This window comes from Pseudomonas sp. PSPC2-3 (assembly GCF_049898265.1).
GTDB lineage: Bacteria > Pseudomonadota > Gammaproteobacteria > Pseudomonadales > Pseudomonadaceae > Aquipseudomonas > Aquipseudomonas veronii.
The window spans coordinates 810,441-826,437 of record NZ_JAFCXJ010000001.1 but is presented as its reverse complement, the minus strand read 5'-3'; the positions used below and the strand labels follow the sequence as shown (position 1 = coordinate 826,437).

Here is a 15,997-nt window from a genome sequence, read left to right as displayed (position 1 = left end):
ATGGAAACCCGAGCCCATCATGTGATGATCGGTCTGTTCAGCGTGATTGTGGTGGTCGGCGCGATGCTGTTCGGCCTGTGGCTGGCCAAGTCCAGCGTCGACACCGCGTTCCAGGATTACGAAGTGATTTTCAACGAGGCGGTCAGCGGCCTGTCCCAGGGCAGCTCGGTGCAGTACAGCGGGATCAAGGTGGGCGATGTCATCAGCCTGCGCCTGGACCCCAAAGACCCGCGCCGCGTGCTCGCGCGCATCCGCCTCTCCGGGCAGACGCCAATCAAGGAAGACACCCAGGCCAAACTGGCGCTGACCGGCATCACTGGCACATCGATCATCCAGCTCAGCGGCGGCACACCGCAAAGCCCGAAACTCAAGGGCAAGGACGGCAACCTGCCGGAGATCATTGCCTCGCCATCGCCAATCGCGCGGTTGCTGACCAACAGCAACGACCTGATGACCAGCATCAACCTGCTGCTGCACAACGCCAACGAAATGTTCTCCGCGCAGAATGTCGAGCGCATCAGCAACACCCTGGACCACCTGGAACAAACCACCGGCGCGATTGCCGAGCAGCGCGGTGATATCAAGGTGGTGATGCAGCAACTGATGCAGGTCAGCAAGCAGGCCGGTGCCGCCCTGGAGCAGACCACTGCGCTGATGCGCAATGCCAACGGCCTGCTCAACGATCAAGGCAAGCAGGTCTTCGGCAGCGCCGAACAGGCGATGAAATCCCTTGAGCAAAGCACCGCGACCATCAATACCTTGCTGACCGATAACAAGGACTCGGTGAACAGCGGCATGCAGGGCCTCAACGAACTGGCGCCGGCCGTGCGCGAACTGCGCGAAACCCTCGGTTCGCTGCGCGCCATCTCCCGCCGCCTGGAAGCCAACCCCAGCGGTTACCTGCTGGGCAGCGACAAGAACAAGGAGTTCACGCCATGAAGCGTGCTTACCAACTGATCGCCCCCGTGGCCCTGGCGCTGGTCAGCGCGTGCTCGATCCTGCCCAGCCCCAACCCGTCCGACGTCTATCGCCTGGCCTCGGCCCCGGCGACCACCCAAGCGGCGCCGGTAGCCTGGTCGCTGCGCGTGACCAAGCCGCAGACCAGCGAGTTCCTCGACAGCTCGCGCATTGCCGTGGTGCCCCAGGGTGATCTGATCAGCAGCTACGCCAACTCACGCTGGAGCGACCCGGCGCCGGTGCTGCTGCGTAACCGCTTCATGGATGGCTTCCAGCGCGATGGCCGGGTGACACTGCTGAGCAGCGACGAGACCAACCTGCAGGCCGACTACGAGTTGGGCGGGCAATTGCAGGCGTTCCAGAGCGAATACCGCGGCAACGCAGTGGAGGTGGTGATCCGCCTGGATGCGCGGCTGGTGCGCGGCAGCGATCAGCGGATCATTGCCAGCCGCCGGTTTGAAGTGCGCCAGCCAGTCGGCGACAACAAAGTACCGGCGGTGGTGGCCGGGTTTGGGCTGGCGGGGGATCAGTTGAACAAGCAGGTGGTGGATTGGGTGGTGGCGCAGGGCAACACTGCGCCGAAGCGCTGAGGGCCTCATCGGGAGCAAGCTCCCTCCCACAGTTGACCGCGTTTCGTCAGGATGAATACGGTTGAATGTGGGAGGGAGCTTGCTCCCGATAGCTATCCAAGCCTTAACCGAAAAACCAGTAGCACACCGCAATCGCCGCCACCACACCAGCAAACTCCGCGAGCAATGCACAACCCACCGCATGCCTTGCCCGCTGGATGCCCACCGAGCCGAAATACACCGCCAACACATAGAAGGTGGTCTCGGTACTGCCCTGAACCGTCGCCGCCACCAACGCCGGGAAGCTGTCGACGCCCTGGGTCTGCATGGTCTCGATCAACATCGCCCGTGCGGCACTGCCGGAGAACGGCTTGACCATCGCGGTCGGCAGCGCGTCGACGAAGCGCGTGTCCAGGCCGGTCCAGGCCACCACATGACGAATGCCTTCCAGGCCAAAGTCCAGCGCGCCGGACGCACGCAACACGCCCACCGCGCAAAGCATCGCCACCAGGTATGGCAGCAGGTTCTTGGCGACGTCGAAGCCTTCTTTGGCCCCTTCGACAAACGCCTCGTACACCTTCACCTTGCGCAACGCGCCGACCAGCAGGAACAGCATGATCAGACCAAACAGCGTCAGGTTGCCGAGGATCGACGACAGCCCGGCCAGCGCCGTGGCGGACAAGGTCGCCAGCAATGCCATGAAGCCGCCCAGCAGCAGTGCGCCCGGGATCAAATAGGCCAGCACCACCGGGTCCCACAGCCGCAGGCGCTGCATCACCGCCACCGAGAGCAAGCCCGTCAGGGTCGACGCGCTGGTGGCCAGCAGGATCGGCAGGAACACCAGCGTCGGGTCGGCCGCGCCTTGCTGGGCGCGGTACATGAAGATGGTCACCGGCAACAGCGTCAGCGAGGACGCGTTGAGCACCAGGAACAGAATCTGCGCGTTACTCGCGGTATTGGGGATCGGGTTGAGTTCCTGCAACGCCTTCATGGCTTTCAGGCCGATGGGCGTGGCGGCGTTGTCCAGGCCCAGGCCGTTGGCGGCGAAGTTGAGGGTGATCAGGCCGATGGCCGGGTGGCCGGCCGGCACTTCCGGCATCAGCCGGCGGAACAGGGGGCCCAGGGCCTTGGCCAACCAATTGACGATCCCGGCTTTTTCGGCGATGCGCAAAAACCCCAGCCATAACGTCAGGGTGCCGAACAGCAACACCATGACCTCCACCGACAATTTGGCCATGGCGAAAATGCTTTCCACCATCGCCGCAAAAATCCCGGCGTTACCGCCCACCAGCCATTGCGCCAGTGCTGACACCATTGCCACGACAAAGAAGCCAAGCCACAGGCCATTGAGCATCAGTTGAATCCCCCGAAAGATGGGGCGAATGATAGCGGGGCTGGCAGAAACGACAAACCCCGGATTTCCCGGGGTTTGTTCGCATCAGGCTGGCCTCAGCCGCGGCTGGTCTCGCCGACCGGCAGCACTTGCTTGGTGCGCCAGTGCGGCAGGGAGTTCCAGTAGCGCTCGCCCTTGGCATCGTCGTACATGCCTTCCCAACGGGAGATAACCAGTACCGCCAGGGCGTTGCCGATCACGTTGAGCGCGGTACGCGCCATGTCCATGATTCGGTCGACGCCGGCAATGAACGCCAGGCCTTCCAACGGAATGCCCACGCTGCCCAGCGTCGCCAGCAACACTACGAAGGACACACCCGGCACACCGGCGATGCCCTTGGAGGTGACCATCAGCGTCAACACCAGCATCAGTTGCTGGCCGACCGACAAATCAATGCCATACAGCTGCGCGATAAAGATCGCCGCGATGCTCTGGTACAGGGTCGAACCATCGAGGTTGAACGAATAACCGGTCGGCACCACGAAGCTGCAGATCGCCTTCGGCGCGCCGTAGGCTTCCATCTTCTCGATCACACGCGGCAGCACGGTTTCCGAACTGGCGGTGGAGTAGGCCAGCACCAGCTCATCCTTGAAGATACGCATCAGCTTGATCACCGAGAAGCCGAACAGGCGTGCGATCAGGCCCAGGACCACAAAGGCGAAGAACAGGATGGCGACGTAAACCAGGATCACCAGCTTGGCCAATGGCAGCAGGGAAGCGAAGCCGAAGTTGGCGACGGTCACCGCGATCAGCGCGAACACACCGATAGGCGCGTACTTCATGATCATGTGGGTGACTTTGAACATGCTCTCGGACACGCCCTGGAACATCGTCACCAACGGTTCGCGCAGCTCAGGCTTGAGGCTCGACAGGCCCAGGCCGAACAGCACGGAGAAGAAGATGATCGGCAGCATCTCGCCACGCGCGACGGCGGCAAAGATGTTCGACGGGATCAGGTTGAGGATGGTCTGGACGAACGCATGCTCATGCTGCACTTCCGCTGCGGTCGCCTGGTACTTGGAGATGTCCACGGTACCCAGGGTACTCATGTCGATGCCCGTACCGGGGTGGAACAGGTTGGCCAGCAACAGGCCGACCACGATGGCGATGGTGGTGACGATTTCGAAGTAAAGGATGGTTTTGACACCGATGCGCCCGAGCTTTTTCGCGTCACCGACACCGGCAATGCCGACGATCAGCGAAGAAATCACAATCGGGATCACGATCATCTTGATCAGGCGGATAAAGATATCGCCCGCTGGCTGCAGCACATTGCTGATCCACCAGGCCTTTTCAGCACTGAAATGGTTGAGCACGGCACCGATTGCGATACCCAGCACCAAACCGATGAGGATCTGCCAGGCGAGGCTTAGCTTTGCCTTCTTCATGTCATTACCCTTACTTCAAGTGAACTTAAGGCAAATGCGCCAGCTGCAACGCTCGGAAGCGAAAAAGTGTGTGCATCTGCCTCCGTAGAAAGTCATCGCCGCATGGCCGAAATGGCTTACTGGCAGGCGAAAAAAGGCGCAACTATTCCCATGCAAGGGGGCGACGTCTAATGCCGTAAACGCCTACCCCATGCCGAATCGGCATGGCTTTTTTTAAGAATAACTGTCCGAACGGTCAGTTCAAATGCGACATGTTGCCCGGTGAATATGCCGTGAACCGGTCAAATCAGGCTCGCTCAGAGATTCAGGAGACCTCAGGGCATTCGCGAAAATGCCTGTGTATTCAGGGGCCTGTTGTCTGAAATGTCCTATAGCGCAGGCAAAATTTTCTCGATAGATGGTCGCCCCGACATACCCAGTAATGATTGGGCTCGGGCGAAAAGAAGACTCTCGGCTATGAGCGGCATAAGAAGCGGGGATGAACGTCATAAGCGCGCCGCAAATCCAGCAAGCTCGAAAGCGGGTGGACTTGCGGCGCAGCTTTTCACCTGACCCGGCCCTTGCGCAGGCACTCCCTGTCCCCGTAGGTCGCGCCGATCGCGAAGGATCAGAGCAACCCGGCCCCCTGGTCATGCATCACCCTTGGCGAGCGATGCAAACAGAAAGAAGCGCACAGGCTTCTTTCTATGGACGCCAGTCCCGTAGACGACAAATGCATCAGACGGAACCTAGTACCAATTCGGATCTTTCTTAAGCTGCTCCATCAGCAGTTTTTGCATGCCTGCGTCCGGCTTACCGATAAACCGGTAATCGGCGTGCCGGGTCGGGGACTTGTCCGCCGGCAGGCCGGCCGGGACTTCCACCAACATGGCGTAGGCATCTTCCTTGTCGTAACTGAAGGCGACGATCAGGCGCTTGTTTCGGCAGGTGTCTGCGGTTTCGCAGAGCGGCCCGACCAAGTACTTGTCGCCACCTTCTTCGACGGCATTCATTTGCTCGGCGGCGCCAGACAGGTTCATGACCCATTCTGGCAGGCGCTCTTCTTTCTTCACCACGCTTTGCCAGGTTTCACGGTACTGCGGGTCCGCGCCGAGCAATTCGTTGGCGCGGCTCTGGCCGTCGTGAGCGGCCATCGCCAAGCCGCTGCCGCCCAGGAGCAGGACGGCAGCCATGGTTTTGAGGGACAAACGGGTCATATTCAGCCTCGGCCACGACGACCAAAGAAGAACGAAGCGATGAACATCACCAGGAAGACCACAAACAGGATCTTGGCGATACCCGTGGCGGTGCCCGCGATACCACCGAAGCCCAGGACTGCAGCCACAATGGCGATGATCAGAAAAGTGATTGCCCAACTCAACATGGTGATTCTCCTTACGCTTTTATAGGGGGTGACAGCGGTACTGCCGTGCAATCGCTCAACTCAAGCGACCTTTTATTGCCTAGAACACCCAACGTTCCTGGGATGGCAGTTCATTCAGGGCAGACGCCTGGTCAACCATCCGCAGTTGGGGAACGGTTACATCGGCAGAAACGCTGCCAACGGAACGGCTATCAATGGAACGAAAGTGGGTCTGGGTCATCGCCGGACGTTCGAAATGCGGGGTTTGCTGCTGACTCTGCTGCCAATGCTGCAGCTGCTGGCCGCCAATCAACGTGACCATCAAGGCCAGGCTGGCAAACAGGCCTTGTTGCAAGCGCAGTGGCGATACATGCAGTGAGCTGAGGCTTGGGCGAGTCATGCTGCTTTCTCCCGCATTTTGATTATTCGTTAGGAGAGCTATTGCAGAGCGCATGCCAGTTTTTTTACAAAATAATATTCAACTAAATCAATCAGTTAGATATATGCGACCGGAGCAAAGCCCAGCATCCTGCACGATGGCCGCCTGGGCGCCGTGCGAAATGCACGATCGCCAGCGGTCGGATCGACGGATAGAAAACCCATCGCGCGTTGCCGAAGTGGCAAGAAGGCATGAAAACGCCATTGGGCGCAGGCTTTGTAGGAATGCAGGCAGATAGCTGCACGACGTTGCGTTTTATCGATCAGAATGAACCATGCAACTTGCCCGATTATTCCGGGACTAAACACCATCATTCATATTAAGGAGCGCGGGACAGATGGAATCAGCCAAGGAACTTCAAGGCCGCATTCTTTTGGTGGACGACGAATCCGCGATCCTTCGTACCTTCCGTTATTGCCTGGAAGATGAGGGCTACACCGTAGCCACCGCCAACAGCGCCGCCCAGGCCGATGCCTTGATGCAACGCCAGGTGTTCGACCTGTGCTTCCTCGACCTGCGCCTGGGCGAGGACAACGGCCTGGATGTGTTGGCGCAGATGCGTATCCAGGCGCCGTGGATGCGCGTGGTGATTGTGACCGCGCATTCCGCCGTCGACACCGCGGTGGATGCCATCCAGGCCGGCGCGGCTGATTATCTGGTCAAACCGTGCAGCCCCGACCAACTGCGCCTGGCCACCGCCAAACAGCTGGAAGTGCGCCAGCTCTCCGCGCGCCTGGAAGCACTGGAAGGCGAAGTGCGCCAACCGAAAGACGGTCTCGACTCCCACAGCCCGGCGATGATGGCGGTGCTGGAAACTGCGCGCCAAGTGGCCGGGACTGACGCCAACATCCTCATCCTCGGCGAGTCCGGCACCGGTAAAGGCGAGCTGGCGCGGGCCATTCATGGCTGGAGCAAGCGCTCGAAGAAATCCTGCGTCACCATCAACTGCCCGTCGCTGACGGCGGAGCTGATGGAAAGCGAACTGTTCGGCCATAGCCGCGGAGCCTTTACCGGCGCCAGCGAAAGCACCTTGGGCCGGGTCAACCAGGCGGATGGCGGCACGCTGTTTCTCGACGAGATCGGCGACTTTCCCCTCACTCTGCAACCCAAGTTGCTGCGTTTTATCCAGGACAAGGAATACGAGCGCGTGGGCGACCCGGTCACCCGGCGCGCCGATGTACGCATCCTCGCGGCCACCAACCTGAATCTCGAAGACATGGTGCGCGACGGCCGCTTCCGCGAAGACTTGCTGTACCGCCTCAACGTCATCACCTTGCACCTGCCGCCGTTGCGCGAACGCAGCGAAGACATCCTGGCCTTGGCCGACCGCTTCCTCGCCCGCTTCGTCAAGGAATACGCCCGACCGGCGCGGGGCTTCAGCGATGAGGCACGCGAAGCGCTGCTCAACTACCGCTGGCCGGGCAATATCCGCGAGCTGCGCAACGTGGTGGAGCGCGCGAGCATTATCTGCCCGCAGGAAAAAGTCGAAATCAGCCACCTCGGGATGGCCGAACAGCCGACCAACAATGCCCCCCGTATCGGTGCAGCGTTGAGCCTGGACGAGCTGGAAAAAGCGCATATCGGCGCGGTACTTGCCACCAGCGACACCCTGGATCAGGCGGCCCGCACCCTGGGCATCGACGCGTCGACGCTGTACCGCAAACGCAAACAGTACAACCTGTGAGCGGCACCCTATGAAGTTAGCGATGACATTGCGCACTCGGTTATTCCTGAGTATCTCAGCGCTGATCACCGTCGCCCTGCTGGGGTTGATCCTGGGCCTGGTCAGCGTGATGCAGATGGCCAAGACCCAGGAGTCGTCGATCCGCAGCAACTTCATCACCCTCGACCTGGGACTCAAACTGCGCCAGAGCCTGGGCGATCAGTTGATGATGATGCTCGAACAGCGCCCCAATCCCGAGGCGCTGCAAGCGTCCGAACAGCGTTACTTCGAGCTGCTCGACCAAGGCATTGCGCATGAACAGCGCGACGGGAACAGCGGCGGTTTCAGCCGGGCCCGGGCCGACTATCAGCGCTTCCTGGCGGCTTTTGACGAGTCTCAACAAGCGTCCCCACCGCCCGGCAGCAAAGAGAAAATCACCGAAACCTTCAATGTCCTGCGCAACGGCCTGATCGCCGAGCACAAGCAGGCCTTGGAAAACATCAGCGCCAGCGAACATAAATCCCGCGAGCGCGCCTTGTTGATCGCCGGGCTGCTGGGGTTGGTTGGCCTCGCGGTGTTGATCATCGGTTTTGTTACCGCCCATGGCATCGCCCGACGGTTTGGCGCGCCGATCGAAGCACTGGCCAAGGCCGCCGACAAGATCGGGCAAGGCGATTTTGAAGTGACCCTGCCCATTTCTTCGGCAGCGGAAATGAACCAACTGACCCGGCGCTTCGGCATCATGGCCGAAGCCTTGCGCCAGCATCAGGCAACCAATATCGATGAGTTGCTCGCCGGCCAGCAGCGCCTGCAGGCGGTACTCGACAGTATCGACGACGGCCTGTTGATGATTGACCGGCAAGGCCGCCTGGAGCACCTCAACCCAGTGGCACAGCGCCAGTTGGGCTGGGACGAGGAACGTCTCGGCCAGGGCCTGGGCGAGGCGCTGGGTCGCCCGGAAATGGACGATCAGCTGCAACTGGTGCTGCGTGGCGGCAGCCTGGAGCGCGCGCCGGACGACTTGGAAGTGGAAGTCGAGGGCGAACTGCGCCTGCTGACCTACAGCCTGACGCCGGTGAGCCACACCCAGGGGCATATCCTCGGTGCCGTGATGGTGCTGCATGACGTCACCGAACAGCGCGCCTTTGAACGGGTACGCAGCGAGTTCGTGTTGCGCGCCTCCCACGAACTGCGCACGCCGGTGACCGGTATGCACATGGCCTTCGGTTTGTTCCGCGAACGCGCGAAGTTTCCTGCGGAGTCCCGTGAAGCGGACCTGCTGGATACGGTCAATGAAGAAATGCAGCGCCTGATGCAACTGATCAACGACTTGCTCAACTTTTCGCGCTACCAGAACGGCCTGCAGAAACTCACCCTGGCCGCGTGCGATGTCACCGACCTGCTGGAGCACGCACGGGCGCGCTTTGCCGAGCCGGCGAATGCACAACACATCGAACTGCTGGTAGAAGCCCAGCCCGACCTGCCTCGGCTGTATGCCGACCAGGCGCAACTGGAACGCGTGCTCGACAACCTGTTGGGCAACGCCCTGCGCCATACCGCCGAGGGCGGGCAGATCCGTCTGCAGGCACGGCGCCATGGCGAGCGGGTGATCATCAGCGTTGAGGACAACGGCGAAGGTATCGCCTATGGCCAACAAGGGCGCATCTTCGAACCCTTCGTGCAGGTGGGCCGCAAGAAAGGCGGCGCCGGCCTGGGGCTGGCGCTGTGCAAGGAGATCGTGCAACTGCACGGCGGCCGCATGGGCGTGTATTCGCGGCCGGGGCAGGGCACGCAGTTCTACATGGCGTTGCCGCTGTAGCGATTAACGCCGGTCGAGGGCACGCAGGATCGCGGCACTCTCGGCATCCGGCGTACCATCGAACAGCGCAGGGCGAAAGTGCATCTGGAACGCGGCGAGCACATGGCGCGTGGCGACGTCCAGCTCACCGGTCTGCGGCGTCTGGTAGCCCAGGTGCGCCAACGCTTCCTGGAACCAGGTGATGCTCGGCAGGTCCGTGGCGTACTGCGCCTGGAAGCGTGCCACCGCCTGCGCGTCGGGCCAGACGCCCAGGCCTTTCTCGGCCAGGCGTTTCCATGGGAACAACGGCCCCGGGTCCAGCTTGCGCAGCGGCGCGATGTCGCTGTGACCGATGATGTTTCTGGGGTCGATTCCGTTGCGCGTGCTGATGTCCTTGAGCAACACCTCCAGGGATTTCACCTGCGCTTCGGAATACGGGTACCACACGCGGCCCGTCGGCGTGTCGCGGAACCCTGGGTTGACGATCTCGATCCCGATGGAGCTGGAGTTCAGCCAGGTGCGGCCCATCCACTCGCTTTCCCCTGCATGCCAGGCGCGCTGGCTTTCATCCACCAGCTTGTAGATGGTGCCCGAAGCGTCGTCGCCGATCAGGTAATGGCTGCTGACCTGACCATGGGTCAGCAGCGCCAGGGAGCGTTCGAGGTTGGTCGAGGTGTAATGGACGACCACGAACTGCACGCGGTTGTCATGGTTGACCGAAGGGTGGCTGGTATCCAGGCGCGGGCCGCTGGCGCAGCCGCTGAGCAGGAGGAACACAAAGGCGAAGTACACGGATTTCATGGCGGATAACGTTACGCTGAAGACGATAATGCAACAGTGTAACGTACCGTTTGTGGCCCGAACGTCAAATTACAAAATGGAACATCTTTTAGGCCGCCTGCACCCGGTTACGTCCCGCTGCCTTGGCCCGGTACAACGCCTCATCGGCGCGCTTGAGCGCCAGGTCGCTGCGCTCGCCGGGCTGGAACTGCGCCACGCCCATCGACACCGTGATCGTCACCGGCTCGCCCTTGAAGTGGAACGGGCAGACTTCAATCGCCGCGCGCAGCACTTCGCCAGCGCTCAGGGCATTCGCCAGGGGTGAGTCGGGCATCAGCAACACAAACTCTTCGCCGCCGAAGCGCGCAATGAAGTCGCCGGGGCGCAGGCGCTTGCGCAGCACGCTGGCGATGATTTTCAGCACTTTGTCGCCGGCCAGGTGCCCGTAACCGTCGTTGATACGCTTGAAGTGATCGAGGTCCAGCATCGCCAGCGACAGGCTGTTGCCGCGCTGATGCCAGAGGTTGACCTCATGGTCCAGGCGCTCGCTCCACGCGGCACGGTTGGGCAAGCCGGTAAGCGGATCGACCAGCGCTTTCTGGCGCTGCACTTCGAGGTGATCGCGATAACCCTGGGCCTCCTGCTCCATATTGGCGACGCGTTCGGCGAGCCCTTTCAAGCGCTCCGCCACTTCCTGCTCGCGCAGGTCACGCTGCTGCTGGTGCTGGTCCATGGTGCCGAGCAGGCCTTCAAGGTGGCTTTCCAATACCTGCTTGAGGCTGTCCAGGTCGGCGGCGCCCTGCACACTGCTTTGCAGGCCGTCGACCTGTTCGCGGATTTGCGTGTCCAGCTCACGGGCGGCCGAGCGACTGTCGGCATAGCCTTCGCTGGCCGTCTGCAGATGGCCCTGGAATGCTTCGAGGCGTTCGTTGAGCTGCTTGAGGTAGGCCTCGAACTCATGCTGGCCGCTGTCGGTGATCGCCAGCATCAGCGTGGCCAGGTCATCGAGGATCGGCAGCAGTTCGTACCAGTTCAAACCATGGGCCAGGCGCTCGCGCATGGCTTCGGCCTGGGGCCGGTGGCGCTCGGGCAGGGACAGGTCTTCCAGCAGGCCAAGCAAGGTGTCTTCAATGTGTTTGGCCACGGAGCTGTAGGACGGCTCCGGCGAATCGGGCAGGGCGTAGATTGCGTCCGCCAGCAGCTCGTCCGGGTCCGGCGCGTCCAGCACCGGCGGCAGTGACAGGCTGCCGATGACGGTTTGTTGCGGTGCATCGACCTGAACCGGCGGTGGTTCGATAAGCGCGGCGAGTGCGCTTTCGGCGCCAGGTTCTGGCGCCGCTGCTGGAAGCGCGGCAGGCGCCGCCACTTCGACGGGCCGGGCGATCGGCACGGGCTGGGGCGCGGCTTCGGGGGCGACGACCGGGCTCACGACCTCGGCCACCGTGGCCGCCTTGGCTGCCGCCACCGGTTCCGGCGGTTCCGGCGGGGGCGGGGCCGAGCCTTGCGGCAACGGCGCGAACGCCCGCAGGGCCTGGGCCAACTCGTCGGACTGGGGCGGCGGTGCCGCCTCGGCGACAGGTTCGGGCACCGGCCTGGCGGCGGCGACGGGCGCAGAAGGCGCAGAAGGCGGCGGCGCGGGCTCGCCGGTCGGCGCCTCACTCGCAACTTCCTTGGCGCCAAACAGACGTTGCAGCAGGCCGGGACCGGGGCGTGGGGTTTCGCCGTCCGGTTCCAGGTTATTCAACGCCTGCCCTTGCAGGTTGCTCAACTCACTGAGCAACAGCGGGATCTCGCGCGCCTGGCCCACGCGGCTATCCAGCTGCTTGGCGAAGGTTTTCAACGGGCGGGCCACCTCGCGGGGCAGCGGCAGTTTCTGCAACTGCGCAACCAGGGCCGTGAGCGCGGCGCTCATCTGGTCAATCCGGGTTTCGCGACGCTGCTCCGAATCCAGTACGGCTTTTTCCAGGCGCGGCAGCAATGCGGCGAGGGCGGCATCCATGTCGTCGCTGCGCACCACGTCGCGCATTTCCTTCATGCATTGATCGACCGCGCGGTCGGTGCCTTCAGCGGCCAACGTACTGCGCACCAAGCCTCGGCGCAGCAGGTCGAGGCGGGCGGCCCAGCGGCGTTCGAGTTTGTCTTGTTGATCGATGCTTTTAAGGTATTTCTCTTTCCAGCGCTGGGCTTCGTCGCTCATGCAAGGGGTCCGCGAGGGCCGGGGCTCAACGCGGGCAATGCATCCACCGTGAGCGAACCCGGCAGACGAATCTCTACCGCGACCGGCAGGTGATCGGAGATGGGCTGCGCCAGCACCTGCACACTTTCAAGCGTGAGGGTCGGACTGAGCAGGATGTGGTCAAGACAGCGTTGCGGGCGCCAGCTGGGGAACGTGGCTTCGACTTGCGGCGCCAGCAACCCAAGGTCACGCAACGGGGAATTCTGCAGCAGGTCGGTGGCATGGGTGTTCATGTCCCCCATCAACACCTGATGCTTGTAGCCGCCAATCAACTCACGCACGTAGGCCAACTGCAGGTTGCGGGTCCGCCCCCCGAGCGCCAGGTGCATCATCACCACCACCAGGGCTTCCGAACCTTCGCCAAAACGCACGAGAATCGCGCCACGACCCTTGGGGCCCGGCAATGGGTGATCTTCGATGGCCGATGGTTTCAGGCGGCTGAGCACGCCGTTGCTGTGCTGCGCCAGACGCCCGAGGTTGCGATTGAGTTGCTGATACCAGTAGGGAAATGCACCCAACTGGGCCAGGTGTTCCACCTGGTTGATGTAGCCGGAGCGAATGCTGCCGCCGTCGGCTTCCTGCAGGGCGACCAGGTCGAAGTCGCCCAACAGGTCGCCGATCTTCTGCAGGTTGCCGGCCCGCCCGTTGTGGGGCAGCAAGTGCTGCCAGCCACGAGTGAGGTAGTGCCGGTACTTCTCGGTACTGATACCCACCTGGATATTGAAGCTGAGCAGCCGCAGGCGGCTGTCCGCCGGCAGGCCCGTGGATTCCAGGTGAGCTTCGTTGACCTGCGGGTCATGCAGACCGACAACGCGTTCGGTACCCCAGCGACGCATGGCAGGCCCCTTACTTGGCGGCGCGTTCTTTGGCGATCAACTGGTCGGCCACATTGAGGGTCGCTTCAGGACCGCCGGTGGTGCCCAGGTCGAAACGGTACTTGCCGTTGACGATCATGGTCGGAACGCCTTGCACGCCATAAGCCACGGCGAGTTTCTTGGCGGCTTCGATCTGGCCCTTGATGGCGAAGGAATTGAAGGTGGCCAGGAACTTGTCCTTGTCGACACCTTGGGTCGCGACGAAGTCAGCCATGTCCTCAGGCTTGGTCAGGCGCTTGCCTTGTTTCTGGATCGCCTCGAAGACAGCGTTGTGAACCTTGTGCTCGACACCCATGGCTTCCAGGGTCAGGAACAGTTGGCCGTGGGCATCCCATGGGCCGCCGAACATGGCAGGGATGCGTTTGAAGTTCACGTCCTTGGGCAGTTTCTCAACCCATGGGTTGATGGTTGGCTCGAAGGCGTAGCAATGCGGGCAGCCGTACCAGAACAGCTCCACCACTTCGATCTTGCCCGGCACCGAAACCGGCACGGGGTTGGCCAATTCCACGTAGGTTTTACCGGCTTCAAGCGGCACGTCGGCGGCTTGTGCGGTCATGCCGAAGAGGCTGGCGGTGACGAGAGCGGCGCTGAGGATCAGATTACGCATGCTTTACTCCTGGACAAATAAAGTCGCCTCACGCGACCTTTGTTGTGACAGGTCTGCGCGGGCATGAGTTCGTTAGTGTAACGGCACCGGCCACAAAAAAGGGCGGCCTAGGCCACCCTTTTTATGCTTGCATCAACGGATTAATCGAGCGTTAACGCAGCCCTCGATCAGTGCAGCCCCTGAATGTATTGGGAAACCGCTTCGATGTCCTTGTTGCTCAGCTTGGCGGCAATGCTCTGCATGATTTTGGTATCGCCGTCGTTGGTGCGATTGCCTTCACGGAAGTCCGTCAGTTGCTTGGCGACGTACTGCGCATGCTGGCCACCCACATGCGGGAAGCCCGCAGCGGCGTTGCCCACGCCGTTAGGCGAGTGGCAACCGATGCAGGAAGGCATGCCTTTGTCGAGGTTGCCGCCACGGAACAGTTCTTCGCCACGGGCCACTTGCTTCGGATCAGCAGCTCCCACGCTGCCTTTCTGGCTGGAAAAATAGGCCGCGATATCGGCCAGGTCCTGATCGCTGAGGTTGGTCAGCAAGCCGGTCATTTCCAGGACCGTGCGCTTGCCGTCCTTGATGTCGTGCATCTGCTTGGTCAGGTAACGCTCACCCTGGCCGGCCAGTTTAGGGAAGTTCGGCGCCGGGCTATTACCATCCGGTCCATGGCAAGCACCACACACGGCGGCTTTCGCCTGACCCGCAGCAGCGTCGCCTGCAGCATGGGCAACACCGGTGATGCCCAAGGTCAACAGCAGACTCACGATCAGTTTGTTCATCAGCTAATCCAACTACGGCTAAGGGTTTAAGAGTTATCTAACCGGGTTTACTCACCATCCACTCAATGATGGCCTGGTAATCCTCGGTACTGCAGTCCATGCACAAACCACGCGGCGGCATTGCCTTGAAACCCTGGGTCACGTGTTGCACCAGCATGTCCATGCCTTGCGCCAGTCTGGGCGCCCAGGCTGCCTGGTCACCCCGCTTCGGGGCGTTCGGCAGTTGGCCGGCATGGCAAGCCACGCAAACTCGGTTGTACACCGCTTCCGGTTCCTGTGTAGCCTGAGCGCCGTAAAGCGGCATCAAGACACCGACAGCAAGCAACCATCTGGTCATACATCGACCTTTTCAGGGTTTGGGAGCGTTTTGCGTTCTAATGCGCAATAAAGGTCTATCGCTCCCGTGAACTTCATCCTTCGCTGGGACAAAGCACACACAAAATCTGCGGCATTATATACTGGCGCTACTGAAACGGAAACGACACCGCTTGCCGCACCCTTTTTCGGCACCGCCCATATCGGAAATCTCATGCAACTCAAGAACCCCATCCTCGGCCTGTGCCAACAGTCCACCTTCATGCTCAGCGCCGCCAAAGTGGACCAATGCCCCGATGACGAGGGCTTTGAAGTCGCCTTTGCCGGCCGTTCCAACGCGGGCAAATCCAGCGCCCTGAACACCTTGACCCATGCCAGCCTGGCGCGCACCTCGAAAACCCCGGGCCGCACGCAGTTGCTCAACTTCTTCAAGCTAGACGATGATCGGCGTCTGGTCGACCTTCCGGGCTACGGTTATGCAAAAGTACCTATCCCGCTGAAGCTGCACTGGCAGCGTCACCTCGAGGCTTACCTAGGTGGCCGGGAGAGTTTGAAGGGTTTGATTCTGATGATGGACATCCGTCATCCAATGACCGACTTCGACCTGCTGATGCTCGACTGGGCAGTCGCCAGCGGCATGCCGATGCATATCCTGCTGACCAAAGCCGACAAACTGACCTATGGCGCCGCCAAGAACACGCTGTTGAAGGTGCAGGCGGAAATCCGCAAAGGTTGGGGTGACACCATCACCATCCAGCTGTTCTCGGCGCCAAAGCGCCTGGGCCTGGAAGAAGCCTACACCGTGCTGGCCGACTGGATGGAATTGGCCGACAAGGGCGCAGAAACCGCGGAGTGACTTTTG

The 15,997-nt window shown here is 61.6% G+C and carries 16 protein-coding genes; 5 read left to right on the top strand and 11 right to left on the bottom strand.

Annotated features, from left to right (window positions below; all coding sequences use genetic code 11):
* Positions 1-939 (top strand): MlaD family protein, encoded by a 939-nt coding sequence (locus ACP7E3_RS03845; protein ID WP_046381529.1) that lies wholly within the window; start codon positions 1-3, stop codon positions 937-939.
* Positions 936-1,547, top strand: coding sequence for an ABC-type transport auxiliary lipoprotein family protein (locus tag ACP7E3_RS03840; protein ID WP_057004949.1), 612 nt, complete (start codon positions 936-938; stop codon positions 1,545-1,547). The genes ACP7E3_RS03845 and ACP7E3_RS03840 overlap by 4 nt, the downstream gene beginning before the upstream one ends.
* 103 nt (positions 1,548-1,650) lie before the next feature.
* On the opposite strand, the gene ACP7E3_RS03835 is transcribed toward ACP7E3_RS03840, so the two are convergent.
* The 5 genes from ACP7E3_RS03835 to ACP7E3_RS03815 all read right to left on the bottom strand — a co-directional run bounded on the left by ACP7E3_RS03835 (position 1,651) and on the right by ACP7E3_RS03815 (position 6,049).
* Positions 1,651-2,880, bottom strand: coding sequence for a nucleoside recognition domain-containing protein (locus ACP7E3_RS03835; protein ID WP_017849039.1), 1,230 nt, complete (start codon positions 2,878-2,880; stop codon positions 1,651-1,653).
* A gap of 95 nt (positions 2,881-2,975) precedes the next feature.
* A complete protein-coding gene (gene gltP / locus ACP7E3_RS03830; protein WP_046381531.1) occupies positions 2,976-4,307 on the bottom strand; it encodes a glutamate/aspartate:proton symporter GltP in 1,332 nt (443 codons plus the stop codon).
* 728 nt (positions 4,308-5,035) lie between these two features.
* Positions 5,036-5,503 carry an inhibitor of vertebrate lysozyme family protein gene (locus ACP7E3_RS03825; protein WP_046381532.1) on the bottom strand — a complete coding sequence of 156 codons (468 nt, stop codon included), beginning with the start codon at positions 5,501-5,503 and terminating at the stop codon, positions 5,036-5,038.
* 2 nt (positions 5,504-5,505) lie between these two features.
* Positions 5,506-5,670, bottom strand: coding sequence for a DUF1328 domain-containing protein (locus ACP7E3_RS03820; protein WP_003170804.1), 165 nt, complete (start codon positions 5,668-5,670; stop codon positions 5,506-5,508).
* A 79-nt stretch (positions 5,671-5,749) separates the two neighbouring features.
* A complete protein-coding gene (locus ACP7E3_RS03815; protein WP_017849036.1) occupies positions 5,750-6,049 on the bottom strand; it encodes a hypothetical protein in 300 nt (99 codons plus the stop codon).
* A gap of 376 nt (positions 6,050-6,425) precedes the next feature.
* On the opposite strand from ACP7E3_RS03815, the gene algB reads away from it, so the two are divergent.
* On the top strand, positions 6,426-7,772 hold the full coding sequence (algB, locus tag ACP7E3_RS03810) for a sigma-54-dependent response regulator transcription factor AlgB (RefSeq protein ID WP_017849035.1): 1,347 nt from the start codon (positions 6,426-6,428) through the stop codon (positions 7,770-7,772).
* A gap of 10 nt (positions 7,773-7,782) precedes the next feature.
* Entirely contained in the window at positions 7,783-9,570 is a 1,788-nt protein-coding gene (locus ACP7E3_RS03805) for a KinB sensor domain-containing domain (RefSeq protein WP_126589234.1), read from the top strand.
* Positions 9,571-9,573: 3 nt separating this feature from the next.
* Here the strand turns inward: ACP7E3_RS03805 and ACP7E3_RS03800 are convergent, their stop codons facing one another.
* The 6 genes from ACP7E3_RS03800 to ACP7E3_RS03775 all read right to left on the bottom strand — a co-directional run bounded on the left by ACP7E3_RS03800 (position 9,574) and on the right by ACP7E3_RS03775 (position 15,157).
* The gene (locus tag ACP7E3_RS03800) at positions 9,574-10,350 is read right to left on the bottom strand and encodes an N-acetylmuramoyl-L-alanine amidase (protein ID WP_017849033.1); all 777 of its coding nucleotides are present in this window, start codon (positions 10,348-10,350) and stop codon (positions 9,574-9,576) included.
* An 88-nt stretch (positions 10,351-10,438) separates the two neighbouring features.
* Entirely contained in the window at positions 10,439-12,526 is a 2,088-nt protein-coding gene (locus ACP7E3_RS03795; RefSeq protein ID WP_426122314.1) for a GGDEF domain-containing protein, read from the bottom strand.
* Positions 12,523-13,401, bottom strand: a complete 879-nt coding sequence (locus tag ACP7E3_RS03790; protein WP_104904180.1) for an endonuclease/exonuclease/phosphatase family protein — start codon at positions 13,399-13,401, stop codon at positions 12,523-12,525. The genes ACP7E3_RS03795 and ACP7E3_RS03790 overlap by 4 nt, the downstream gene beginning before the upstream one ends.
* Positions 13,402-13,411: 10 nt before the next feature.
* A complete protein-coding gene (gene dsbA / locus ACP7E3_RS03785; protein WP_017849030.1) occupies positions 13,412-14,047 on the bottom strand; it encodes a thiol:disulfide interchange protein DsbA in 636 nt (211 codons plus the stop codon).
* 167 nt (positions 14,048-14,214) lie between these two features.
* Entirely contained in the window at positions 14,215-14,820 is a 606-nt protein-coding gene (locus ACP7E3_RS03780; RefSeq protein ID WP_017849029.1) for a c-type cytochrome, read from the bottom strand.
* Between the two features lie 37 nt (positions 14,821-14,857).
* Positions 14,858-15,157, bottom strand: a complete 300-nt coding sequence (locus ACP7E3_RS03775) for a c-type cytochrome (RefSeq protein ID WP_426122311.1) — start codon at positions 15,155-15,157, stop codon at positions 14,858-14,860.
* A 192-nt stretch (positions 15,158-15,349) separates the two neighbouring features.
* Between ACP7E3_RS03775 and yihA the strand changes: the two genes are divergently transcribed.
* Entirely contained in the window at positions 15,350-15,991 is a 642-nt protein-coding gene (gene yihA / locus ACP7E3_RS03770; RefSeq protein ID WP_017849027.1) for a ribosome biogenesis GTP-binding protein YihA/YsxC, read from the top strand.
* The last annotated feature ends 6 nt before the right edge of the window (positions 15,992-15,997 follow it).